The organism is Rummeliibacillus stabekisii (genome assembly GCF_007988965.1).
GTDB classification, from domain to species: domain Bacteria; phylum Bacillota; class Bacilli; order Bacillales_A; family Planococcaceae; genus Rummeliibacillus; species Rummeliibacillus stabekisii.
In genome coordinates this window covers 139,821-164,932 of record NZ_BJVD01000003.1, presented here as the reverse complement: position 1 = coordinate 164,932, position 25,112 = coordinate 139,821, and the positions used below count along the sequence as shown (strand labels likewise).

Annotated in this window: 22 protein-coding genes and 1 other annotated feature; of the genes, 19 read left to right on the top strand and 3 right to left on the bottom strand. The window is 37.8% G+C overall.

Features of this window, described 5'->3' with window-relative positions; translation table 11 throughout:
- Positions 1 to 114: 114 nt before the first annotated feature.
- Complete coding sequence (locus tag RST01_RS08425; protein ID WP_147195937.1) at positions 115 to 552, bottom strand: RrF2 family transcriptional regulator; 438 nt, start codon at positions 550 to 552, stop codon at positions 115 to 117.
- Between the two features lie 169 nt (positions 553 to 721).
- Here RST01_RS08425 and hmpA point away from each other — a divergent pair, with 169 nt between their 5' ends.
- The 7 genes from hmpA to argF all read left to right on the top strand — a co-directional run bounded on the left by hmpA (position 722) and on the right by argF (position 7,477).
- Positions 722 to 1,909: an NO-inducible flavohemoprotein gene (gene hmpA, locus RST01_RS08420; protein ID WP_147195935.1), complete on the top strand. Its 1,188-nt coding sequence runs from the start codon at positions 722 to 724 to the stop codon at positions 1,907 to 1,909.
- A gap of 166 nt (positions 1,910 to 2,075) precedes the next feature.
- Complete coding sequence (locus RST01_RS08415; protein WP_147195933.1) at positions 2,076 to 2,315, top strand: hypothetical protein; 240 nt, start codon at positions 2,076 to 2,078, stop codon at positions 2,313 to 2,315.
- Positions 2,316 to 2,728: 413 nt separating this feature from the next.
- The gene (locus tag RST01_RS08410; RefSeq protein WP_147195931.1) at positions 2,729 to 4,369 is read left to right on the top strand and encodes a DUF5776 domain-containing protein; all 1,641 of its coding nucleotides are present in this window, start codon (positions 2,729 to 2,731) and stop codon (positions 4,367 to 4,369) included.
- Between the two features lie 80 nt (positions 4,370 to 4,449).
- Entirely contained in the window at positions 4,450 to 4,716 is a 267-nt protein-coding gene (locus tag RST01_RS08405; RefSeq protein WP_244946679.1) for a DUF1294 domain-containing protein, read from the top strand.
- 54 nt (positions 4,717 to 4,770) lie between these two features.
- Positions 4,771 to 5,214: a dUTP diphosphatase gene (gene dut, locus RST01_RS08400; protein ID WP_147195929.1), complete on the top strand. Its 444-nt coding sequence runs from the start codon at positions 4,771 to 4,773 to the stop codon at positions 5,212 to 5,214.
- A gap of 68 nt (positions 5,215 to 5,282) precedes the next feature.
- The gene (locus tag RST01_RS08395) at positions 5,283 to 6,371 is read left to right on the top strand and encodes a M42 family metallopeptidase (protein WP_147195927.1); all 1,089 of its coding nucleotides are present in this window, start codon (positions 5,283 to 5,285) and stop codon (positions 6,369 to 6,371) included.
- A 137-nt stretch (positions 6,372 to 6,508) separates the two neighbouring features.
- A complete protein-coding gene (argF, locus tag RST01_RS08390) occupies positions 6,509 to 7,477 on the top strand; it encodes an ornithine carbamoyltransferase (RefSeq protein ID WP_147195925.1) in 969 nt (322 codons plus the stop codon).
- Positions 7,478 to 7,550: 73 nt separating this feature from the next.
- Here argF and sspI read toward each other — a convergent pair whose 3' ends face one another.
- Positions 7,551 to 7,757, bottom strand: a complete 207-nt coding sequence (sspI, locus tag RST01_RS08385) for a small acid-soluble spore protein SspI (protein ID WP_066788746.1) — start codon at positions 7,755 to 7,757, stop codon at positions 7,551 to 7,553.
- Positions 7,758 to 7,873: 116 nt separating this feature from the next.
- On the opposite strand from sspI, the gene RST01_RS08380 reads away from it, so the two are divergent.
- From RST01_RS08380 to RST01_RS08345, 8 genes are all read left to right on the top strand, one after another.
- Entirely contained in the window at positions 7,874 to 8,635 is a 762-nt protein-coding gene (locus RST01_RS08380) for a TrmH family RNA methyltransferase (protein ID WP_147196129.1), read from the top strand.
- Between the two features lie 102 nt (positions 8,636 to 8,737).
- Positions 8,738 to 8,981, top strand: a binding site (T-box leader).
- Positions 8,982 to 9,027: 46 nt separating this feature from the next.
- Complete coding sequence (pheS, locus tag RST01_RS08375; protein ID WP_147196126.1) at positions 9,028 to 10,065, top strand: phenylalanine--tRNA ligase subunit alpha; 1,038 nt, start codon at positions 9,028 to 9,030, stop codon at positions 10,063 to 10,065.
- 17 nt (positions 10,066 to 10,082) lie between these two features.
- The gene (gene pheT / locus RST01_RS08370; RefSeq protein WP_147195923.1) at positions 10,083 to 12,488 is read left to right on the top strand and encodes a phenylalanine--tRNA ligase subunit beta; all 2,406 of its coding nucleotides are present in this window, start codon (positions 10,083 to 10,085) and stop codon (positions 12,486 to 12,488) included.
- A 510-nt stretch (positions 12,489 to 12,998) separates the two neighbouring features.
- Positions 12,999 to 14,027: an ABC transporter ATP-binding protein gene (locus RST01_RS08365; RefSeq protein ID WP_147195922.1), complete on the top strand. Its 1,029-nt coding sequence runs from the start codon at positions 12,999 to 13,001 to the stop codon at positions 14,025 to 14,027.
- Positions 14,008 to 14,955, top strand: coding sequence for an ATP-binding cassette domain-containing protein (locus tag RST01_RS08360; RefSeq protein WP_147195920.1), 948 nt, complete (start codon positions 14,008 to 14,010; stop codon positions 14,953 to 14,955). Before RST01_RS08365 ends, RST01_RS08360 begins: the two co-directional genes overlap by 20 nt.
- 1 nt (position 14,956) lies before the next feature.
- Complete coding sequence (gene opp4B, locus RST01_RS08355; RefSeq protein WP_066788732.1) at positions 14,957 to 15,919, top strand: oligopeptide ABC transporter permease; 963 nt, start codon at positions 14,957 to 14,959, stop codon at positions 15,917 to 15,919.
- Between the two features lie 28 nt (positions 15,920 to 15,947).
- Positions 15,948 to 16,856, top strand: coding sequence for an ABC transporter permease (locus RST01_RS08350; protein ID WP_147195919.1), 909 nt, complete (start codon positions 15,948 to 15,950; stop codon positions 16,854 to 16,856).
- Positions 16,857 to 16,869: 13 nt separating this feature from the next.
- Positions 16,870 to 18,678 (top strand): oligopeptide ABC transporter substrate-binding protein, encoded by a 1,809-nt coding sequence (locus RST01_RS08345; protein ID WP_147195917.1) that lies wholly within the window; start codon positions 16,870 to 16,872, stop codon positions 18,676 to 18,678.
- A gap of 377 nt (positions 18,679 to 19,055) precedes the next feature.
- Here RST01_RS08345 and rnhC read toward each other — a convergent pair whose 3' ends face one another.
- Entirely contained in the window at positions 19,056 to 20,000 is a 945-nt protein-coding gene (gene rnhC / locus RST01_RS08340; protein ID WP_147195916.1) for a ribonuclease HIII, read from the bottom strand.
- A gap of 88 nt (positions 20,001 to 20,088) precedes the next feature.
- On the opposite strand from rnhC, the gene zapA reads away from it, so the two are divergent.
- The 4 genes from zapA (at position 20,089) to RST01_RS08320 (ending at position 25,106) form a co-directional block, all read left to right on the top strand.
- Positions 20,089 to 20,361 (top strand): cell division protein ZapA, encoded by a 273-nt coding sequence (gene zapA / locus RST01_RS08335; RefSeq protein WP_066788715.1) that lies wholly within the window; start codon positions 20,089 to 20,091, stop codon positions 20,359 to 20,361.
- Positions 20,354 to 20,893 (top strand): CvpA family protein, encoded by a 540-nt coding sequence (locus RST01_RS08330; protein WP_066788709.1) that lies wholly within the window; start codon positions 20,354 to 20,356, stop codon positions 20,891 to 20,893. The genes zapA and RST01_RS08330 overlap by 8 nt, the downstream gene beginning before the upstream one ends.
- Positions 20,894 to 21,021: 128 nt before the next feature.
- Complete coding sequence (gene polX, locus RST01_RS08325; RefSeq protein ID WP_147195914.1) at positions 21,022 to 22,725, top strand: DNA polymerase/3'-5' exonuclease PolX; 1,704 nt, start codon at positions 21,022 to 21,024, stop codon at positions 22,723 to 22,725.
- Positions 22,726 to 22,739: 14 nt separating this feature from the next.
- Complete coding sequence (locus RST01_RS08320) at positions 22,740 to 25,106, top strand: endonuclease MutS2 (protein ID WP_147195913.1); 2,367 nt, start codon at positions 22,740 to 22,742, stop codon at positions 25,104 to 25,106.
- Positions 25,107 to 25,112 lie beyond the last annotated feature (6 nt).

Genomic DNA, 25,112 nt, shown 5'->3' with positions numbered 1-25,112 from the left:
CTATTTAGATAGAAAGAGCAAATTGAAATGCCACACGCTATTTATTAAAAATTTGGTAAAATAAAAAACCTTTCGTTTCTTATTAGACGAAAGGTTTTTTTACTATATATTGAGCTAATCATTAAACAATATAGCAGCAATTTCCTCTTTTGAATGAAGAAAATCGGCTAATGTATATTCATCCAAGACCGACATATATGCATGGAGGGCTTTATTTAGCGCGCCCTTTAAGCTGCATACAGGTGAAATGATACACCCAACGGATTCCGGGTTGAAGCAATCGACTAAATAGAGATCTTCTTCTGTTTCCCGAATCACTTTGCCTAGTACAATTTCTTCTGGTTTTAATGCAAGATGAATACCGCCACCGCGGCCTCTTATTGTTTCTATATAACCAAGTTTGCCCAGCTCATGTGTCACTTTCATTAAGTGATTTTTTGATATGCCATAGGCTTCTGATATTTCTTTAATTGTGGCTAATTTTTCTGCATCCATCGCACCGAGGTAGAGGAGGACACGTAAAGAGTAATCAGTATACAAAGTTAATCGCATGAGGATCACCACCATTTCTATATATCCATTATACCATGTTAGACTGAATTCATCTTTTTTAAAAGATATATTTGAAATATGTCTTTTTTGTTAAAGATGTATTTATAATATTGCTTTAAGAATTAGATAGGTGTATCTTTGAGTTGTTAAAAGAAAAGGAGTGTTTGATATGTTATCACAACAAACTATGGATATTGTAAAATCAACTGCACCAGTATTAGAAGTACACGGAAATAATATTACAAAAACCTTCTATAAAAATATGTTCGCAGCACATCCTGAATTATTAAATATTTTCAACCATGCAAACCAAGCAAAAGGACGTCAACAAGCAGCGCTAGCAAACACAGTGTATGCAGCTGCTGTACACATTGAAAATCTTGGTGCTATTATGCCGGTTGTTAAACAAATTGCACATAAACACAGAAGTTTAGGTATTAAACCAGAACATTATCCAATTGTTGGCGAACATTTACTAGGTGCAATTAAAGAAGTGTTAGGTGATGCAGCAACAGATGATATCATTAATGCGTGGGCAGAGGCATACGGCGTTATCGCAGATGCATTTATCTCTGTAGAAGAAGAAATGTACCAAGAAGCTGAAAAACAACAAGGTGGTTGGAGATTCTTTAAAGAATTCGAAATCGCTGATAAAGTAGTAGAGAATGAAGAAATTACATCATTCTACCTAAAACCAGTAGATGGTAAAGTATTGCCAGAATATCAACCAGGTCAATATATCACAGTCCAAGTAACAATTCCTGGTGATGAATTTACTCACAATCGTCAATATAGCTTATCTAGAGCTGCAAATAACGAAGCATTCCGTATCTCAGTAAAACGTGAAGACATTAATGACCCAGAAGGTAAAGTGTCTCTATACTTGCACAACCAAGCTAAAGTAGGAGACCGCATTCAAGTAAGCGCACCAGCTGGCGACTTCCAATTAGATTTAGCTTCTAAAGCGCCAGTAACATTTATCGCAGGCGGCGTGGGTATTACACCGCTAATGGCAATGTTCGACACATTAGCAGCACTTGACGCAAACAGAACAACAACATTGATTCATAGCGCTCGTACTTCTAAGTTGCATGTATTTGATAACGAGATCCAAGAAAATATTGCGAAAATGTCAAATGCAAGTTATATCGCATTAAATACAGATGAAGTAGGCTATATCACAAAAGAATTCTTACAAGAAAATGTGAGTCTTGAAAATGATGTATATGTGTGTGGTCCAGCTGTATTTATGGAAGCTATTATCAACCAGTTGTATGCATTAGGCTTCAAGGAATCACAAATTCACTTTGAATTCTTCGGACCTGCACAACAATTGAACGTTGCTGTTAACGCATAATTAAATGCTATTCAATCAAGGGCTGATGCTTCGGTCCTTGATTTTTTAGATTGAACAGTAAAGCTACTAACTGTTAAACAAACAAGTATTCCCCTGTTGGGTTTGATGATATAATGGAAGAAGATCATTTAAGGTCTGAAAATTAGCTTTATTAAGGAGAGTTAAGATGGATAAACAAGGTCAAGAAATGTTTTTGCGCTTTATTTTACAACGAGTTCAAGAGGGTAAAGAAGAGGAAGCAAGAGAAATTCTTTTAGAAAATTTCAAAAAGCAAGATGAGGGAACGTTTTCACAAGAAGATATTCAAGAATTCATTCCGAAAATGATTGCTCTATTAAAACCTGAAAAACTAGAAGAAGTTAAAGCTGCGGTAAAACAATTTTCAGGGAGCTTTGGCGAAAAATAAACTATAGCTATCTTAATAACGCCATGTAAAAGGCAAGATTTCGTTCTACGATATCTCGCTTTTTTATATTAAGAAATCATTCCTAATTTAAAATGAACGAAATATCGAACGATAGCATCATACATATGTAACACAACAACTACTAGATGAGATGTCCTATAATTGCAAAGTACTATTGTAAAAAAATATTGTAAACAAACATCCAGGTTAAATTTATCTAAAAAAAATACTATTACTAGTTCAAATTGTATTCTTATTTTACAAGATAAGCATAATTTTTATATTTAAATGAGACGTAATTGTAAGTTTTGTAACAATATTGATAAAAATATTACCTGTTAATTCTACTAAAATTTTGCTATCCTTAGTAAGGTCAATATTTAGTAATATTACTAATACTAGGAGGAATAGGAATGAGGATTCTTAAAAATATAGTTATGCTAATGGCAGTAGCTATATTTTGTTTAGTAGGTACAAATGTCGCATTAGCTAAAGAACCTGTCATCGCAGATATATCGAAATGGCAAGGAAATATTAATTGGAGTCAAGCAAGTAAGGATTTGGATTTTGTCATTATCCGTACTCAAGACGGTAGTTTAGAAGATTCATATCATAAGAGCTATGAAAAATCAGCACAAGAACACGGAATTCCATTCGGCGTATATGGTTATGCGCGTTACACAAATAAAGCGCAAGCTGAAGAAGAAGCCGTTAATTTTTATACAAGAGCTAGCAAGCAAACAAAATTCTATGTAGTTGATGTAGAAGCTACTGATAGTGGTTTCACAAGAAGCGATATTGTCGCAAATACAACAGCTTTCATAAACAAACTAAAAGCTATTAGCAATAAACCTGTAGGTCTTTATACAGGTGACGCTTACTATAAACAATATGGATTGCAAAACGTAAAAAACAGAGATTTCCTATGGATTGCACGCTACGGTAACAATGATGATGTAGCTGAGAATTGGGAAAAGCCAACAGTGGAAGATTATGATCTTTGGCAGTATACTAGCCAAGGGAATGTTTTAGGTATTGCTGGAAATGTAGATTTGAATAAGCTAAAAGATGGTAAGACGCTAGAAACTTTCTTCAAACCTGATATCACTTTAGCAGGAACTTCAAGCTATTATCGTACAAACCCTAAAAAAATTGTAGTGAAAAAAAGCTCTGCAACCCTTTATAACAGTGTGAACTTTTCTTCATCTACAAAAGTTAAAACAGTAAAAGCAAACACAATATTATCTACTAAAGCTGTAAAATATACGAAGGGTGGAACACCTCGCCTTCAAACAACAGATGGCAAGTATATTACTGCAAATCGAAAATATGTGTCAAAAGTAGTTTCAAATATTAGTGATTTTTATACAACTCCACCGGCAAAAATTGTTGTTTCTAAAGCTAGTGGCGCTAGTACTTATAGTACCACAAACTTTACTTCTTTAAACAAGTTGAGAACATTACCTAAAAATACATTGCTTGATATTACAGGTGTTGAATATACAGCAGGCGGCACACCAAGATTAAGAACAGCTAATGATACGTATATTACAGCGAACAAACAGTATGTTAAAAAGGTTATATCTTCAATTGACAATTACTATACAGAAGCACCAGAAAAAGTAGTTATCCAAAAAGATAATGTAACAAACTATAATAGCACGACATTTAACAGTGACACAAAAACAGGTAGCTATGATAAAGGTGATGTTGTAAACATTACAGATGTTGAATATACAGCAGGCGGCACACCTAGATTAAAAACTAGCAAAGGCACATATATCACTGCAAATAAAGTATATGTGATAAAAACAATCTCAACAGTTGACAATTATTTAACTAAAGCACCTGAGAAAGTGATTGTAACAAAAGCCTCTGCAACTTTATACAACAGTACAGTTTTCTCATCAGCTACAACTGTTAAAACTATCAAAAAAGGCACGGTCCTTGATATTGCAATAATCGCATTTGATAAAAATGGTACACCACGATTGAAAACTACTTCAGGCCAATACTTAACAGCCAATAAATCGTATGTACAGGAAACAAAATAATTGATTCCAAAACACGCCATTCAGCAAAAGATTGAATGGCGTTTTTATTTTTATAAATATCACATAAGGAGAACTCTATTTTGAAATCTACCTATTATATAATCTATTTTATTATTATCTCATTCATTGGTTTTGTCACAATGGGGGTGGATAAAAGAAAGGCAATTTATAAACGATGGCGTATCCCTGAAAAAAGGTTATGGTTTATTGCCTTGATAGGTGGTGCTGTTGGAACATGGCTAGGCATGATGGTGTTTCATCACAAATCTAGAAGAATTCATTTTGTTATCGGTTTTACAGTGTTAGCAATTATCGATATTAGTATAATGTTATTTCTTTTCAATTGATTTCTTTTTCGATACGATGGAGAAGAAATATTTATAAAAGGCAGGTTAAAAAAGATGGATTATTCATTAACATTAAAAATACAACGCATACATAAAGATGCCAAAATACCATATCGCGCTAATCCGGGGGACGCAGGTTTAGATTTATTTGCTGTGGAAGATACCGTGATCAAAGCGGGTGAATCTGCGTTAATCCCAACTGGTATTATCATTGAATTGCCTATGGGGACAGAAGCACAAATCCGCCCTAGAAGCGGCTTAGCATTAAAGCATTCCGTAACGGTGCTAAATAGCCCTGGTACAATCGATGAAGGATATAGAGGGGAAATCAAAATTATATTAATTAATCATGGACAAGAAGATTTCTTGGTAGAAAAACATATGCGAATCGCTCAAATGGTAATTGCACCAGTATTAGCCGTGAATCTTGAAGAGGTAAACGAAGTTTCTCAGTCAGACCGTTCTCAAAAAGGGTTTGGTTCTTCAGGCAAGTTTTAATTTTATTTTGAAAATTACCATTGTTAGCATTATAATGAATAAGTATTGATACTTAGGGGGGCGAAATAGTGGTTATATTAGATGAAACTTTAACGATGTTTAAAGAATTAACAGATGCACGCGGTATTGCGGGTAACGAAAAAGAAGCACGAGATGTTATGACAAAGTACTTGAAGCCATATGCAGATAAAGTGGAGAATGACAATCTTGGCAGCGTGATTGCAGAAAAAGTCGGGAATCCAGATGGACCGAAAATTATGCTTGCAGGGCATTTAGATGAAATCGGCTTTATGATCACGCAAATTGATGACAAGGGATTTTTGAAATTCCAAACGGTTGGTGGCTGGTGGTCGCAAGTAATGCTTGCTCAGCGTGTCCAAATCGTAACGCGTAAAGGTGAAACAATTGTGGGTGTTATCGGTTCAAAACCTCCGCATATCTTGCCGGCATCAGCACGTAAGCAACCTTATGAAATTAAAGATATGTTTATTGATATTGGAGCAACTTCTAAGGATGAAGCGGAATCATGGGGAGTACGTCCAGGTGATATGGTAACGCCATACTTTGAATTTACTGTCATGAAAAATGAAAAGCACTTACTTGCCAAAGCGTGGGATAACCGCATTGGCTGTGCGATTGCCATTGAGGTATTAAAAGGATTAAAAGACGAACAACATCCAAACATAGTCTACAGCTGTGGGGTAGTGCAAGAAGAAGTAGGACTACGTGGTGCAAAAACAGCTACACATAAAATTAACCCGGATATCGGTTTTGCAGTTGATGTTGGCATTGCAGGAGATACACCAGGAGTAACGCCAAAAGAATCAAACAGCAAAATGGGTGACGGACCACAAATCATTATTTATGATGCATCTATGGTTGCTCATAGAGGTTTAAGAGACTTGGTTGTAGATACAGCGGAAGAAAATAATATTCCTTATCAATATGAAGCAATTCCTGGTGGAGGTACAGATGCAGGTTCTATACATTTAACAGCAAATGGTGTGCCTGCTTTATCTATTGGAATTGCTACACGCTATATCCACTCGCATGCAGGAATCTTACACCGTGATGATTTTGACAACACAGTTAAATTAATGATTGAAGTTATTAAAAAACTAGATCGTGAGACTGTGAATAACATTATTTTTGAATAGTAATTCTGAAAAGGGAAGTCAAAACTTATTGGCTTCCCTTTTTTTGTATGTTTAAAGTATTATAAAAATACACTTGAATTTATAATTATACATATATACAATAGACAATAACCAATTAGTCGGAAGGGGATGTACAGATGAAATTGTTGGATAAGATGCAATTGAGAATAGTCACATCGTTGAAAGGTAAAGATTTATTGGAGTTAAGGGAATGCACAAGTTTAGAAGTAAGCCAGCTTATAGATCTGGCCATTAAGCTGAAAAAGATAACAAAAGAAGAAGTTTGTCCGCCGTTATTAGAAGGCAAAACACTAGGGATGATTTTCGAAAAAAGCTCCACGCGTACCCGTATTTCCTTTGAAGTAGCAATGAATCAGCTTGGCGGAAAAAGTATGTATATGAATGCAAACGATCTTCAACTAGGTCGTGGTGAGTCGATTTTAGATACTGGTCATGTTCTCTCAGGATATTTAGAAGGTATCATGATTCGGGCAAATTCTCATGAGAAAGTAGTTGAACTTGCAAAACATGCATCCATTCCTGTTATTAATGGACTTACAGACCTAGCTCATCCTTGCCAAGCATTAGCTGATTTGGAGACAATTTATGAAGTGAAAGGGACATTCAAAGGACTTAAACTTGCCTACATAGGCGATGGCAATAATGTTGTCCACTCATTAATGAATGCCTGCGCACATGTTGGGATGGATTTAGCTATTGCTACACCAAAAGGATATGAACCTAACCAAGATATCATGAACGAGGCCAAAAACATTGCATCAGCAAATGATAGTACCATTCTGCATACGTTTGATCCGGTTGAAGCGGCATCAAATGCTGATATCATCTATACCGATGTTTGGACTTCGATGGGGCAAGAAGATGAATGCGAAAAACGCCTGCAAGATTTTAAGGAATTCCAAATAAATGATGCACTTGTCGCACATGCTAAATCCGATTATATATTTATGCATTGTTTGCCTGCACATCGCGAAGAAGAAGTGACTTCGTCTATTATTGATAGCAGCCATTCTGTTATCTACCAGCAAGCAGAAAATCGTCTTCATGCTCAAAAAGCACTGCTTGTCTCTATATTAGCCGATTAAGCAATAATAGAAAATCTTTCTCGTATGATAGAAAAAGTAGCAGCTTCTTATGGAAGAAGTGCTACTTTTTGGTTTAAGCGAAAGCTCTTGAAAGTTCGTTCATGAAAGAATCTTGTTCTTTTTTATCAGCTTGCTGCCACCATGTTTCAAAGAATACGCCAAGACCTGGAAGTAAATGTTCTTCACCGCGTTTAATCGCATCTTCCACAATATTTTTTAATTCGTCTGGGCTGTTTCCTGTCACATTATGCTTAATGGCATCGCGTATTTGAAAATTCATTCGGCATCCCTCCTGACAATATTTTTGCCATTTACTCGATTGTTATACATACTTTTGTTAAACTGAAAGAGAGTAATGATTACGAAGTATTAACAGAGGTAAAGGCGGAAAGAATGATGAAAAGAATAGAATCTCCCCAAAATTCACTTGTGAAGTATTGGAAGAAGCTAACGACAACACGTAAAGAGCGTGATCGTTCAGGTGAATTTATAATAGAAGGTTTCCATTTGATTGAAGAAGCTTTGAAAAGTAATGTAGATATATTAAACCTAATCATCCGAGAAGATGTTGAAATTCCTTCCCATTGGAATCTGGATCAGCTTTTTATTGTGGAAGTAACTCCGCAGGTAGCAGCAGAATTTTCGGAAACGGAACATTCCCAAGGTATCTTCGCTCATGTGAAAAAACCGAGTACGCAAGATTCAGAAAAAGCTAGCTGGACCAAATTGTTGCTAATTGATGCCGTGCAAGATCCAGGCAATGTGGGCACTATGATCCGTACTGCGGACGCTGCTGGCATTGATGCTGTAATTTTAGGCAAGGGTACAGCAGATCCTTATAATCCAAAGACTGTCCGCTCTACACAAGGCTCCATTTTTCATATCCCTGTTATCACTGGTGATTTAACAGAATGGATTGATACCTCGAAGGAGAAAGGAATTCCGGTTTATGGAACTGCATTACAAAATGCTGTTTTATATCATGAGGTAAAAAAAGAAGGCAAATTTGCTTTAATTATGGGCAATGAAGGTGCAGGCATACATGAAGATTTGTTGGCTAAAACAGATAAAAATGTCATAATCCCTATACTGGGTCAAGCTGAATCTTTAAATGTAGCTGTTGCGACGGGTATCGTCCTGTATTATTTCGCTACCTAAACGAATGGAAAATCCATAAATATGTGTGTGATTGTTCGCATAAAAAGAATTTCTTGATGTCATGTAGATGATTGATTATAATGAATTTGTATAAGGATTATAAAAAATGCAAAGATCGGGAAGAGTACATTTTACAAGCATTTTAGGGAGTGCATGCCTGTGACTGGAAGCATGTGCAATGCAAGTTAAATGGAAGTTCACCCCGTTAGCAGCCGCCAGGACCAGCAATATGCTGTAAAGGTGAGCCGGTGAATAACCGTTAAATCAATGAAGTGGTTGTATGGTGTCCCAACTGGCACATCTGCAATAACTAGGGTGGTATCGCGAAGTATTCCTCGTCCCTTTTTAGGGGCGGGGTTTTTTTATTTTTGGAAGGAGGAATTAATTTGGCAATGCTAGAACAATTAACTCAGCTAAAAGAAGAAGCATTAAGCAAGGTTTCGGCTGCTGAGGACATGAAACAATTAAATGAAGTGCGTGTAGCATTTCTAGGGAAAAAAGGTCCCATCACAGAGTTATCAAAAGGGATGGGGAAACTACCTGCAGATGAACGTCCAAAAATGGGCGCTTTAGTCAATGAGGTGCGTGCAGAAGTGCAGCAAGCGCTAGATGCTCGTAAAGTGGAACTAGAAGAAGTGGCGATCAATGAGCAGTTAGCGAAGGAAGCAATTGATATTACATTGCCAGGACGCCCAGTTAAAGTTGGTGGAGCTCATCCTTTAACACGTGTGATTGAAGAAATTGAAGATTTATTTATCTCTATGGGATATGAAGTGGCAGAAGGGCCAGAAGTAGAGAAAGACTACTATAACTTTGAAGCGCTAAACTTGCCAAAAGGACATCCAGCAAGAGATATGCAAGATACTTTCTATATATCTGAAGAAATCCTTCTTCGTACACATACATCACCTGTGCAAGCTCGTACAATGGAAGCGAAAAAAGGTGAATCAATTAAAATCATTTGCCCAGGGAAGGTTTTCCGACGCGATAATGATGATGCAACACATTCACACCAGTTTACTCAGATCGAAGGCCTAGTGGTTGGCGAAAATATCCGGATGAGCGATTTAAAAGGTACATTAGATCTTTTCGCGAAGAAAATGTTTGGTGACGACCGTGAGATTCGTTTGCGTCCAAGTTTCTTCCCGTTCACAGAGCCGTCAGTTGAGATGGATATCTCTTGCTTCAAATGCGGAGGAGAAGGCTGTAATGTCTGCAAACATACAGGTTGGATTGAAATCCTTGGAGCTGGTATGGTACATCCAAATGTATTATCCATGGCAGGGTATGATCCGAAAAAAGTATCAGGATTTGCATTTGGGATGGGACCGGAGCGTATTGCTATGCTGAAATACGGTGTAGATGATATACGCCATTTCTATACAAATGATGTACGCTTTTTATCACAATTCCATCGCGTGGAAGAGTAAGGAGGAAGACGAGAGAGATGTATGTATCACTAAAATGGCTATCACAATATGTGAATCTTCAAGAGTTAAGTCCAGAAGAAATAGCAGAGAAAATTACCCGTTCAGGGATTGAAGTAGAAGGTGTCCACCATTTATCAGAGGGCTTAAAGAAACTGATGGTGGGAGAAATTAAAGAGAAAGTAAAACACCCAGATTCTGACCATTTGAATATTTGCCAAGTAGACTTCGGTGAGATTGAATTATCACAGATTGTCTGCGGGGCACCTAATGTAGAAGAAGGACAAAAAATTGTAGCAGTTCGTCCAAATGGCTATGTCGGCGGCAAGAAAATCAAAAAAGGTAAGCTTCGTGGTGAAGTGTCCAACGGCATGATTTGCTCATTGCAAGAGTTAGGGATGGACAGCAAAGTAGTACCGAAAAAATACGCAGATGGAATATTTGTATTGCCTGAAGACACGCCAGTTGGAATGGATGCAATCGAAGCGTTAAGCCTGGATGATGTCGTACTAGAATTAGGTCTTACACCAAACCGTTCTGATGCCATGAGCATGCTTGGGGTTGCTTATGAAGTGGCTGCTATCCTATCAGAAGAAATCAATCTGCCGGAGCCGACATACACAGCTTCTAATGAAAAAGCTTCTGATGTTTTAAAGGTAAGCGTTGAAGCGAAAGAACAAAATCCTATGTATACTGCAAAAGTAGTGAAGAACGTCAAAGTTGGTGAATCGCCATTATGGCTTCAAGAACGTTTAATGGCAGCAGGCGTACGTCCGTTAAATAATGTAGTGGATATTACAAATTATGTGTTAATGGAATATGGCCAACCACTTCACGCATTCGACTATGACGCACTTGGTACAGGTGAAATACTTGTTCGCTTAGCAAACGATGGTGAAAAAATTACAACACTTGATGGCCAAGAACGCGAATTAACAAAAGAGAACTTAGTCATTACAAATGGTAAAGAAGCTGTAACAGTTGCAGGTGTTATGGGCGGTTTAGATTCTGAAGTAACCGATACTACAACAACTGTTGTTATTGAATCTGCATATTTTGAAGGTCAATCAATCCGTCAAACAGCAAAATCACTTGGATTAAGAAGTGAAGCAAGTGCTCGATATGAAAAAGGCATTGATCCAAATCGTGTCATCCCAGCAGCTGAACGTGCGGCACAATTGTTAGCAGAGCTAGCAGGTGGCGAGGTATTGGAAGGGACTGTAATGGTAGATGAATTAGAAAAAGAACCAACACGTGTCGTGGTGTCTCCTGACTTTGTGAATGCACGCTTAGGAATGAAAATTTCACTAAACGAAATGGTTTCTATTTTAAAACGTTTAAAATTCACTGTTGAAACAGCAAATGGACTTCTATTTATTGATGTGCCGACACGCCGTCAAGACGTTAAAATTGAAGAAGATGTTGTGGAAGAAATCGCTCGGTTATATGGGTACGATGAAATTCCAGCTACTCTTCCAGTTGATGAAGGAAAATCTGGCGGATTAACGCATTATCAAGCGAAAAGACGAATTGTCCACCATCTAATGCAAGGTATTGGCCTTGAGCAAGCATTAACTTATTCGTTAACATCTGATGATCTTTCACAAAAATATGCAATAGAAACGGCGCAAACTACACGTTTATTAATGCCAATGAGTGAGGAAAGAAGCACGCTGCGACAAAGTATCTTACCACATCTTATTGAGGCTGTGACGTATAATGTGTCGCGTCAACAAGATACCGTGGCATTGTATGAAATTGGTTCCGTCTTTTTAGGGCAAACGGAAGAAGGCCTGCCACATGAAGAGGAACATATCGCCATTGCTTTAACAGGCGATTGGCTTAACCATAAATGGCAAGGCGAAAACAAAAAAGTAGATTTCTTTGTACTAAAAGGAATTTTAGAAGCGATGTTTGCGAAATTGGATATTGAAGGAAGAATTTCTTTAGAAACTGCTGTTATCGATGGAATGCATCCTGGACGTACAGCAAAAGTTCTTTTAGATAACAAGTCTATCGGTTTCCTTGGTCAAATTCATCCATCTGAGCAAAAAGCACAAGGCATTAAAGAAACTTATGTAGCTGAATTGAATATAGAGGCTCTTCTTAATACAATCATTGAGCCGTTAAAATATGTACCAGTTCCACGTTTCCCATCCGTTTCACGCGACATTGCACTAGTTGTTAATTCAGCTGTAAAAGCGGGAGATTTGGAAGAGATTATTCGACGTGCAGGAGGAGATCTGTTAAAAGATATCCATGTGTTTGACTTGTACGAAGGAGATAAAATGGAGGCGGGTAAAAAATCACTTGCCTTTACATTGACGTACCAAACGCCTGAGCGTACATTAACAGACGAAGAAGTGGTAGGCGCACATGACCAAGTATTGAAAGAGCTAACTGAAGCGGGTGCAGAAATCCGCTAATTATCTAAACACAAGCAAAGTATTTCTTTGCTTGTGTTTTTTTAAAAAAGAAAATTTATCACTTTAAAGTAGAAGAGAGTATGGAAGAATTTTTAAAAAGTAGTTTTTAAAATAAAATCCCTATGCTATAATATTAAAAAAGTTATCTGACTAAATAAAAATTTTGGACTATTCAATTATAAAGAATATATGATTCTTGAATACAATTTGAATTTCTGATTTTAGTTAGTTGTATTAAATAATATAGTTATATAAATCGGAGTGATGTTTGGACGAACTGAATTGAAAAGAAGTTGTTAGCATATGAATGTAATACGGGATAAATTTAACTTAAATTTAAAAAGTGTAAACGAATTGTAAAAATATATAGACAAATTAGAAATATATGATATATTAGTAAAAATAAGAAATTTAGAGTGTCGAAATATCTGAGTAGAAACCTAACGTTTTTTTAAATTAAATTATTAGAATTTTCATTCCTTACTTACTATTTAGAAAGGAGTATATATTATGAAATCGAAGAATGATATTTTAAATATAAAAAATTTACATACTAGTTTTAGAATCAAAGATCATTATTATCATGCGGTAGAAGATATATCGCTTACACTAAAGGAGAATGAAGTGTTAGCCATTGTAGGAGAATCAGGTTGCGGAAAAAGTACACTCGCTACTTCAATCGTTGGTCTTCACCCGCCAGGCAATACCAAAGTGACTGGTGAGATTCTCTATAAAGGAAAAAACTTAGTAGAGTTTAAGGAAGATGAGCTTAATAAAATTCGAGGAAATGATATCGGTTTTATCTTCCAAGATCCTTTAGCAGCTTTAAACCCTTTAATGAAAATTGGTGAACAAATTGCTGAAACATTAAAATATCATACGAAGCTTGATGAAAATAAACGCAAAGAGCGTGTATTAGAATTGTTAGATCAGGTTGGTATTGTCAATCCAGCACGTGTAGCGAATCAATTTCCTCATCAGCTTTCAGGAGGTATGAGACAGCGTGTGGTAATTGCCATTGCAATTGCTTGTAAACCGAAGATTATGGTTGCGGATGAACCGACAACTGCGTTAGATGTAACGATTCAAGCTCAGATTCTAGATTTGCTGAATGATTTACAGGAAGAGACAGATGCAGGGATTGTCCTAATCACTCATGACTTAGGGGTAGTCGCAGAGGTGGCAGATCGAGTAGCTGTTATGTATGCTGGCCAGATTGTTGAATTAGCAACAGTAACCGAGTTATTTAGAAACCCACTGCATCCTTATACAAGGTCATTATTAAACTCGATACCACAAGCTGACAGCAACAACGAGCGATTAGAAGTAATCCAAGGTATGGTGCCAACATTAACGAAAATGCCGCGTAAGGGTTGCCGATTTGCACCCCGTGTGCCATGGATTGATGAAACCAAGCATGAAGAGAACCCAGCATTGCACGAAATTTCTAAGGATCACTTTGTAAGGTGCACTTGCTGGAAGGACTTCCATTTTGAACATCAAGAAGGAGGACTGCAACATGAGCTTCATGCAAATTAAAGATTTAAATGTACATTATCCAATTCGCGGAGGTTTTTTCAATACAGTGGTTGACCATGTATACGCGGTGGACGGTGTATCAATGGAATTTGAAAAGGGTAAAACATACGGCCTTGTTGGCGAATCTGGTTCTGGGAAATCGACAACAGGAAAGGCAATCATTGGTCTTGAAAAAATTACATCTGGTCAAATTATTTACGAGGGCCAAAATGTGACCAATCAACGTCGCAAAAGGAACAGCGCGTATAATCGCGATATCCAAATGATTTTCCAAGATTCTACTTCTGCTATGAACCCTAGAAAAAGAATTCAAGAGATTTTAGCAGAGCCGATCCGGAATTTTATGAAAGTATCTCCGCAAGAAGAAAAACGCAGAATTATTGAATTGCTTGAAATTGTCGGCATGTCTGAAGAGGCCTTGCTTAAATACCCACATGAATTCTCAGGTGGTCAAAAACAACGTCTAGGCATTGCACGAGCTGTCGCTTGCAATCCCAAAATGATAATTGCTGATGAACCGGTATCAGCACTGGACTTATCTGTACAAGCCCAAGTACTCAACTTTATGAAAGACATTCAAAATGAATTCGGGCTTAGCTATTTATTTATCTCGCATGATTTAGGGGTTGTTCGTCACATGTGTGACCATATCTCAATTATGTATAAAGGTAGATTTGTAGAAAGTGGCACGCGAGAGGAAATTTACGCTAACCCTCAACATGTCTATACAAATCGTCTACTATCTGCCATTCCAAATATAGAACCAGAAACAAGAGATGAACGAAAAATTAAACGTCGGGCAGTCGAAGCTGCTTATAAAGCTGACTCCCATAAATATTTTGATGAAAAAGGTAAAGTGTATCCATTAAAAGACCTCTCGCAAACGCATAAGGTTGCCATGATGGGTGCAGAGAGAGGAGGAATGTAGTATGTGGAAAACAATTGTACGTCGCGTACTTGTCATGATTCCTCAACTATTTGTATTAAGTCTACTTATTTTTGGATTAGCAAAATTAATGCCGGGTGATCCGTTCACTGGTATGATTACTCCGCAAACCGACCCTAATGTTATAGAAGAATTAAGAGAAAAGGCGGGGTTGAACGATCCCTGGTATGTTCAATATTATCATTGGATTGTCAATGCTTTCCACGGTGATTTTGGTGATAGTTACGCATTCAAAGATAGTGTATCAAGCTTAATTGGCGAACGTGCACTAAATACATTTTGGCTTTCATTATTTACTGTTCTCTTGGTGTATTTGATTGCAATTCCACTTGGTATTTATGCAGGACGCTTTCAAAATTCGCTTTTTGATAAAGGAACAGTCTTATACAGCTTTGTAACGTATGCGATTCCAACATTTGTGCTTGGATTGCTCATTCTTTTCTTCTTCGGGTACAAACTGGATTGGTTCCCAACAAGTGGATCAGTTGATGTGAAATATGACGCTGGCACATGGGGTTATTTCATGAGCAAGCTGTATCATCTCATCTTACCGGGCTTTACCGGAGCTATTTTAGGAACGACAAGTGTTATTCAATATCTCCGTTCAGAGGTCATTGATGCGAAAACACAAGATTATGTAAAAACAGCCCGTAGTAAAGGTGTGCCAATGAAGAAAATTTATTCAAAACATATTTTCCGAAACTCACTTTTACCGATTGCAGCATTTCTTGGCTTTACAATAACTGGTTTATTGGGTGGCTCTATCTTTATTGAAACAATTTTTGGTTATCCAGGTATGGGACAGCTCTTTATAGAATCGTTGGGACAACGTGATTACTCTGTAATTACAGCATTGGTTATGTTATTTGGTTTCCTTTCATTGTTAGGGAGTCTTTTATCGGACATTATTATGAGTATTGTTGATCCTCGAATTCGTATTGAGTAAAAAATTGTTGGAAGATAGGTGAAAAGATATGGTAAATGTACAAGACCACACAATAACTGAGGCTAAAGAAAGTATGCCTGCAACAGGTTTTCAAGTCGTATTTCGTGAGTTTTTAAAAGATAAACTAGCTACGATGTCTTTAGTATTTTTACTTATTATTATTTTCGGTGCATTTTTTTGGGCACCATTTGTTGATAAAGAAGCATTAATGCAAATTAATTTAAGAACGATCTTTATGGAACCGGGCGAGGGAGGCTTCTTTCTTGGTACCGACCAAGGTGGAAGTGATGTTCTGGGACAATTGGTAATTGGGACTCGAAACTCATTATTTATCGCGTTTTCCATTACAGCTATTACAATGGTAATCGGTGTATTACTAGGACTGATAGCAGGATATTATGGTGGTTTAATCGATAATATTATCATGCGTGTTACAGACTTCGTTATCACATTGCCAATGCTAATGTTGATTATTGTTTTCGTTACAATTGTGCCAAAATACAATCAATTTACATTTGTACTTATACTGAGTGCCTTCTATTGGGTAGGTACTGCAAGGTTAATTCGTAGTAAGGTGCTTTCTGAAGCACGAAGAGACTATGTCAACGCATCAAAAACAATGGGTACGAGAGATTTTTCAATCATGCTCAAAGGGATACTGCCTAATATAAGCTCCCTTTTAATCGTTGAACTAGTCTTAAACTTAGCTGGAAATGTAGGGATTGAAACAGGTTTATCTTATTTAGGCTTTGGTTTGCCTCCAAATGTGCCGAGTTTAGGTACGCTAGTGGGGTATGCAAGTAATCCTGATGTCATTTCCAATAGATGGTGGGTATGGTTACCCGCATCATTATTAATTTTAATACTGATGCTGGCAATAAATTATGTTGGACAGGCATTCCGCCGTGCAGCAGATTCAAAACAAAGATTAGGTTAAGGGAGGAAATTAGATGAAGAAGAGAAGTAGATTGTTACTCACTGTTCTTGCAGCATTAATGCTTGTTTTAGCAGCATGTAGCGGCAACGGTGACACGAGCAAGGACACAGGAAAAGATTCAGGTGGGAAAGCCCCAGAAAAAGTGGATACAAGCAAGTTCCCACTTACTCAAGAAAATAATGATGAAGCAATAAAGGGTGGTACATTGAAAGTTGGGTTACAATCTGATGGTCCATTCAAAGGTATGTTCTTATACGAATTATATGAAGATGCATATGATGCAGAAATACTAGCATACACTTCAAATTCATTATTCCCGACAAAAGAAGATTTCTTGCTTGATGATACCGGTCTAGGTAAATTATCAGTAGATGAAGGTGCAAAAAAAGCGACAATTACAATCCAAAAAGATGTGAAATGGTCTGACGGTAAGCCATTTACTGCGGATGATGTTATCTATCCATATCTAATCATCGGAAACAAAGATTATACAGGCGTTCGATACGATGCTAACTTCCAAAATATAGTAGGTGCAAAAGAATACCATGCTGGCAAAGCAAAAGATATCTCTGGTATCAAAAAAGTTGATGATCACACTGTTGAGATTTCATTCCATAAAATTTCTCCAGCCATTTACTCTGGTGGGGACGGACTTTGGGGTTATGCAGCACCTAAGCACCAATTAAAAGATATTGCTATTAAAGATTTGCAAAAATCTGATGCTGTTCGTAAAAATCCAGTTACTTTAGGTGCATTTGTTATCAACAAAATCGTCAAAGGCGAATCTGTTGAAATGGTTGCAAATAAGAACTATTGGAAAGGTCAACCGAAAATTGACAAAGTGGTAATTTCCACAGTTTCTTCAGCAACAGCTGCTGAAGCTATGAAAACAGGTAAATTTGACGTGTTAGCGCCAAACTACCCTGCAAATGACTACAGTGCTATTAAAGATTTAAACAATATTACTGTGTTAGGTCGTCCTGAGCTTGCGTACTCTTATATCGGGTTCAAACAAGGTAAATGGGATTCTAAGAAAGGCGAAGTCGTTGTAGATGAAAACGCTAAACTGTCTGATCCAAACTTGCGTAAAGCAATAGCTTATGGCATGGATGTTGAGACAGTAGCAGAACAATACTATGAAGGCTTGCGCTCTCGAGGCAACTCTTTAATTCCTCCAGTATTCTCAGCATACTATGATGATACATTAGAAGGATATAAATACGATCCTGAAAAAGCGAAAAAATTATTAGACGATGCAGGCTACAAAGATAAAGACAATGATGGCTACCGTGAAGATAAAGACGGTAAACCATTAACAATCAATTTAGCAGGTATGGCTGGTTCTGATAAAGATAACAAAATCGTTCAGTACTATATCCAGAACTGGAAAGAAGTCGGCCTGAAAGTAGAATTAACAACTGGTCGTCTAATCGAATTTAACGCATTCTACGATAAAGTTAAAGCGGATGATAAAGATATCGATATGTATATGGCTGCATGGGGCACAGGTACAGACCCTTCACCAATCGGTCTTTACTCTAAAAAAGCTTCATTTAACTATGCTCGCTGGACTACACCTGAGCTAGAAAAACAATTAGAAGCAATCGATTCAAAAGAAGCATTGGATAATGATTATCGTGCAGAGGCATTCCGCAAATGGCAAGAAACAATGTATGAAGACGCTGTAACAGTGCCAACATACTTCCGTACTGAACTTATTCCTGTGAACAAACGGGTGAAAAACTGGTCTATAGATTACTTATCAAAAATTACTCTAGAGCAAGTAGAGTTAACTGCTGACGAACCAATTAAAAATCAATAATACAAAAGAATGACCAGTCATTTAATGACTGGTCATTCTTTTGTTTAAGACAGAGATTTATTTACATTTTATATGGTTCATCCTTTAAATTTTCAATACTCGCAAAGTAGGTTGTAACTCCTGTTTTGAGAGCATTTCCTTACTATAGCCTTTTATAAATGGTTCTTCAGATATCATTTCAAAATGTTGAATTCAATATTGTTCTATTTGTTGGTGAAACGTTCCATATCTATACGAAAGGTGTTTAAGAAGAATGAGATGAAGAAAGGTAAGAAAAGAAAGTGGACCAAAGATAAACCCAACGAATGATTATGTTTGGTCGACTTAATCATTCGCGGAGATTTATGTATGGTTTTTATTTGACTTTTGACCTTAATTTAAAGAGGACGCGATTTCGATGCAATTCGAGAAGCCTTTCCAGTATTAGCAAAATGCCATTTTGTTATATTATTAAGTGCTTCCTCACCTTGCGCGAGCAAAATTTGTGCGGCTACTTCATCAACCTTAGGTCCAGCACCTTTTGGTAAAGTGGTGCCTACAAGTTTGCTCAATTTGTCCATTTCATTTAAAAAGGCACATCTAGCGAGGATAGAGGCGGCTGCTACTGCTACGTGTAGCTGTTCCGCTTTTGTGGCAAATAAAACCTGGTCTCTAACAACTTCTTTATCGCCTTTTAAGTAATTATAGTAAGTATTTCTCTCAGCGAATTGGTCTATTAAAATATGATCTGGTTTATCAGGTGCTATTTTTTGAAGTAGTTTCATTAATGCCTGATTATGAAGTTTAGCCTTCATCTTTCCTTGTGACATGCCTGAAGCTTGCATGGCATTGTATTTTGGATTTCGAAGAATTAGGACATGATGGTGCAGGCTTGCTTTTAAATCCGGCGCGATTTTTCGCATGTAGTCATCCGTCAGCATTTTGGAGTCTTTTACACCAAGTTCTTTGACAAGTTGGATGCGTTCTTTTGGTACATACACAGCAGCCACAGTTATAGGTCCAAAATAGTCCCCTGTACCTGTTTCATCTGATCCTACTACAGATAAATCGGCAAAATTTGGAGGCAACAAATCACCTTTTGATGTCGTCTTCTTTACAGATGAGGCTGGAGTTATGCCACCCTGGCTCCATTTTTCTGCTTCACGATCTCCGCCGTTGCCCTGAAACATCACTTTACCTGAGCGATAGACAGTAATCGCACAATCTGGCATCTTGGCTGCGAAAATAACGCCAGGGGCCTTTCGTTCGACCATATGGCGAGAGTAAGTGCTCATGACTTCTTTCTGTACTGTAGCGTTGAGGTTTAATACAATAGTAGACATTTTATCAAATTCCCTTCTTCTCTATGAATTCACAACATAGACACTTCATGGTATTATAAGAAATAGGACTAAAAAGGAGGTTTCGGCTTTGTCAGAGCAAAGTAAAAATCGAGTTTCAGTTGAAATATATGGCCATATCTATCACATGGCTGGAACAGAAACAAAAGAACATATGCGCTCTGTAGCGGATACTGTTGACCAAAAAATGCGCGAAATAAAGCAGGCAAACATCAGCCTCGACAGTGCCAAATTAGCCGTCCTCACTGCTTGCAATGCAGTCAATGATTATTTAAAATTAAAAAATCAAGTGGAATTGCTTGAAACAGAATTGAAAAAATTAAAGGATGACGTGAATGGTTGATTTAATCATAATTATATTATTGCTTGCTGGATTAATAAATGGAGCTAGAAAAGGCTTTGTGCTTCAGCTAATCCAAATGGCCGGCTTTTTGGTTGCTGTACTCGTTGCATACTTTTATTATAAACCGCTTGCGGAGAAATTGGTGCTATGGATTCCATATCCTTCCGTTAGTGAAAATAGTACATTAAAGTTTGCGGTAGAGCAATTAAACATAAGCCAAACTTTCTATCAGTTGTTAGCATTCGCCTTGATTTTCTTCGTGGTGAAATTTGCTATACAAATCATTGCATCACTGTTTGATTTCTTGCGATACATACCAGTACTTGGCGGATTGAATCGGTTATTAGGTGGTGTATTAGGCTTTATAGAAGCGTATTTGCTAATCTTTATCGTGCTATATGTATTTGCATTGCTGCCACTCGACCGTATACAGAACTACATCGAAAAATCTATCTTAACAAAGTTAATCCTTGAGTACACACCGATCATATCGAAGGCATTTCAGCATATGTGGTTCGTTTATATGAAATAAAGGGTAGGAACTTTCCATGGGGAGCGCTCTTTATCCAACTGAATCTGAGTGTATCCATCGGGATAAATCAAATAAGGCTTCTCTCTGCAGCAAGGGAGAGGTCTTTTGTATATATCAGGAGGGATTATATGAATAAAAAAAATATTATCCATACATTAGAACAAATTGCGCTTTATCTTGAATTAAAAGGTGAAAATCCATTTAAAATTGCAGCATTTCGTAAAGCTGCACAAGCATTAGAGACCGATACAAGAAGTATGAGTGAGATCGATGACATAACTGCTATCAAGGGAATCGGCAAAGGAACTGCGGCTGTCATTACAGATTTGCTTGAAAATGGACGTTCCGAAGTACTGCTAGAATTGCAAAATGAAATTCCTAAAGGGTTGCCACCATTATTAAAGCTACCTGGGCTTGGTGGGAAAAAGATAGCGAAGTTATACAAAGAGCTTGGTGTTGATTCTGCGGAAAGTTTGCGGGTAGCATGTGAAGAAGGAAAAGTAGCTGCTCTTTCTGGCTTTGGTAAAAAAACGCAAGATAAAATAATGAAAGAACTAGAAAGTTTTGGCGAAAAAGCAGAAACGCATCCTATTTGGCTTTTGGATGAGCTAGTTACACAACTCAATGTATTGCTGGAGGAAATACAAGAAATTGATGAATTTTCTGTGGCAGGCAGTTTTCGTCGTGTGAAGGAACAAAGTAAAGATATTGATTTCATTATCGCTACTGAGAATCCGGTCGCTGTGAAAGAAGCGTTGCTTTCAAAGTTAAGCTATCAAGAAATCATAGCTTCTGGAGACACAAAAATCTCGGTAGAGCTACAAACTGAAGGAATACAAGTGGATTTCCGCCTTGTTTCCAATGAAGAATATGCAACAGCTCTTCATCATTTTACAGGATCCAAAGACCATAATGTTCGCATGCGCCAAATCGCCAAAGAGCATGGGGAGAAAATCAGTGAATACGGAATTGAACAGCAAGACGGGAGAGTCTTGACATTTGATTCCGAAACGGCGTTTTTCGCTCATTATAATCTTCCTTTTATTCCGCCAACAGTGCGTATGGGCGGCAAGGAATTTGACCGATTAGATCAAATACCTGATTTAATAAAGCTTAGTGATATACAAGCAGATTTGCATATGCATACAACTTGGTCAGACGGCGCTTATGCAGTTCATGAAATGGGACAAGCGTTGATTGATAAAGGCTACCAATATGGTGTGATAACAGACCATTCTCAATATTTAAAAGTGGCGAATGGCCTGACGCCAGAACGACTAAAATTGCAACGTAAAGAAATTCAACAATTCAATAGAGAACACCCTGAATTTACCCTATTAGCTGGGACGGAGATGGACATTTTGCCTGACGGGTCACTTGATTTTGATGACGAAGTAATGTCAGATCTTGATTTTGTGATAGCTTCCATCCACTCAAGCTTCAGCCAACCACAGGAAAAAATTATGGAGCGTCTTCATGAAGCGTTAAAAAATCCGCACGTCGATATGATTGCTCATCCTACAGGGCGAATCATCGGCAAAAGAGACGGTTATAACCCAGATGTACCCCAATTGATTGCGTGGGCGAAAGAATATGGTAAAATTTTAGAGTTAAATGCTAATCCGTATCGCTTGGATTTATGCATGGAGCATTTAGAAATGGCAGCTCGTGCTGGTGTACCGATTGCCATTAATACAGATGCTCATGCAATTGACCAATTACGCTTTATGGAAGTTGGCACAAAATACGCCCAAAAAGCTTGGCTGAAAAAAGAAAACATTGTTAATACATGGTCACTGAAAGACTTTATGACTTATTTACAGAAAAAATAGGAGGTGTACTTTTAGTGATAGGAACACGAGCACTAAAAACACTAGAGTTTGATAAAGTGCGGGCTCAAGTTGCGACTTACTGCACGTCATCTCTTGGAAATCATGCTATTAGCGAGCTGGCTCCAGAAACAGAGTTTGATCGTGTTAAAGCACTTTTAGATGAAATGGATGAGGGACTTTCCATTTTGCGTATCAAAGCGAACGTACCGCTTGGCGGCATTTTTGATATCCGACCTCATGCTAAACGCGCTCAAATAGGCGGCATGCTGAGCCCTCAAGAATTAATGGAAATCTCAAGTACTATTCGTGCGAGCCGCATTTTCCGAGAATTTATTGAAGATATAGAGGAAGAGGGGGATATTCAAATCCCCCATTTTAGCCAAAAGAAAAGTGAAATTCCAATTTTGACTGGACTTCAACATGAAATCAATTCATGTATTGATGACAATGCGGCAGTCATGGATTCTGCAAGTTCTGAGCTTCGCAGCATTCGTCAACAGCTTCGTGCCCAAGAAGGCAGAGTTAGAGAAAAATTGGCAAGCTTGACGCGCGGGAGCAATGCATCAAAAATGCTGTCTGACTCGATCGTGACAATTCGAAACGATAGATTCGTTCTTCCTGTTAAGCAAGAATATCGCTCACATTATGGCGGCATTGTCCATGACCAATCTGCATCAGGGCAAACATTATATATCGAGCCAGAAGCAGTTGTTCAAGCCAATAATGAGATCCATCGCTTAAAAGCAAAAGAAAAAGTGGAAATTCAAAAAATCTTAATCCATCTTTCTGCTCTTGTACAAGAGGTAGCACATGAACTTTTCGGATTGGTTCGCCTTCTCGGCGAGATTGATGCTATCTTAGCTAAGGCAAAGTATGGACAAGCGAACAAATGTACCATGCCAGTGATGAATAATGATGGTTATATCAAATTAACAAAAGCTCGGCATCCTCTATTGCCAATCGAAAGTGCTGTTGCCAATGATATCGAATTTGGCAGTGATATAACAGCTATTGTTATAACAGGTCCAAATACAGGTGGTAAAACGGTTACATTAAAAACTGTGGGCTTATGCACATTAATGGCTCAAGCGGGTATTCCGGTCCCTGCTCTTGATGGTTCAGAGCTCGCTGTGTTTACACAATTATTTGCAGACATTGGCGATGAGCAATCAATTGAACAAAGTTTATCTACTTTTTCGAGTCATATGGTCAATATAGTTGAAATCTTAAAAGAGTTTGACGATCAGTCGCTTGTACTATTTGACGAATTAGGAGCAGGAACAGATCCTCAAGAAGGAGCTGCCCTGGCTATTTCCATTTTAGATGAAGTTCATGGAAGAGGTGCTCGCGTTATGGCCACCACTCACTATCCTGAATTAAAGGCGTATGGTTACAATCGTCCTGGGGTTGTGAATGCTAGCGTCGAATTTAATGTAGAAACGCTTAGCCCAACATATAAATTGTTGATTGGTGTGCCTGGTCGTAGTAATGCCTTCGAAATTTCTACTAGGCTTGGTTTGCCTGAAAACATTATAGAGAACGCAAAAGCATATACAGGCACAGACCGCCATGAAGTGGATGCCATGATTGCCTCGTTGGAAGAAAGCCGTCGCAAAGCAGAGGCTGACGCTGAACGCTCTCACCACTTGATGGTAGAAGCGGAAGCATTGCAAAAAGATCTCGACGAAAAGCTAAGAGAGTATGAAGAAACAAAAGAAGAGCTAGTTAAAAAGGCGAAAGAAAAAGCACGCAAATTAGTAGAAGAGGCTAAAAGGGAAGCTGAAGAAGTCATCGGTGAGCTTCACAAAATGCAAATTAACGCGAATAAAGCGATTAAAGAGCATGAAATCATTGATGCCAGAAAACGCCTTGAAGAAGCAGCTCCTAAGGAAAACCGTGTCTTAAAGAAACAGCGTCAAGTAAATGCGCGCGCAGTTAATTTGCAAAAAGGTGATGAAGTAAAAGTAATTAGCTATGGCCAAAAAGGGACATTAATTGAACAGGTGTCAGACCATCAATGGATTGTCCAATTGGGTATTCTGAAGATGAAGATTGACACATCCGATTTAGAATATGTAAAACCTGAAAAAACGAAGGAATCCGTAAACGTATCTGCAGTCCGTAATCGAGATTCCAATGTCAAATTAGAACTTGACTTGCGTGGTGAGCGCTATGAAGACGCAATGATGCGCACTGAAAAATATTTAGATGATGCCATGTTGTCAAACTATCCTAGGGTATCTATCATTCATGGCAAGGGAACTGGGGCTTTACGTCAAGGGATCCAAGCTCTTTTAAAACGTCATAGAGGCGTCAAAAGCTACCGTTTTGGTGAAGCTGGCGAGGGTGGTTATGGCGTCACGGTTGTCGAATTAAAATAGCAAATG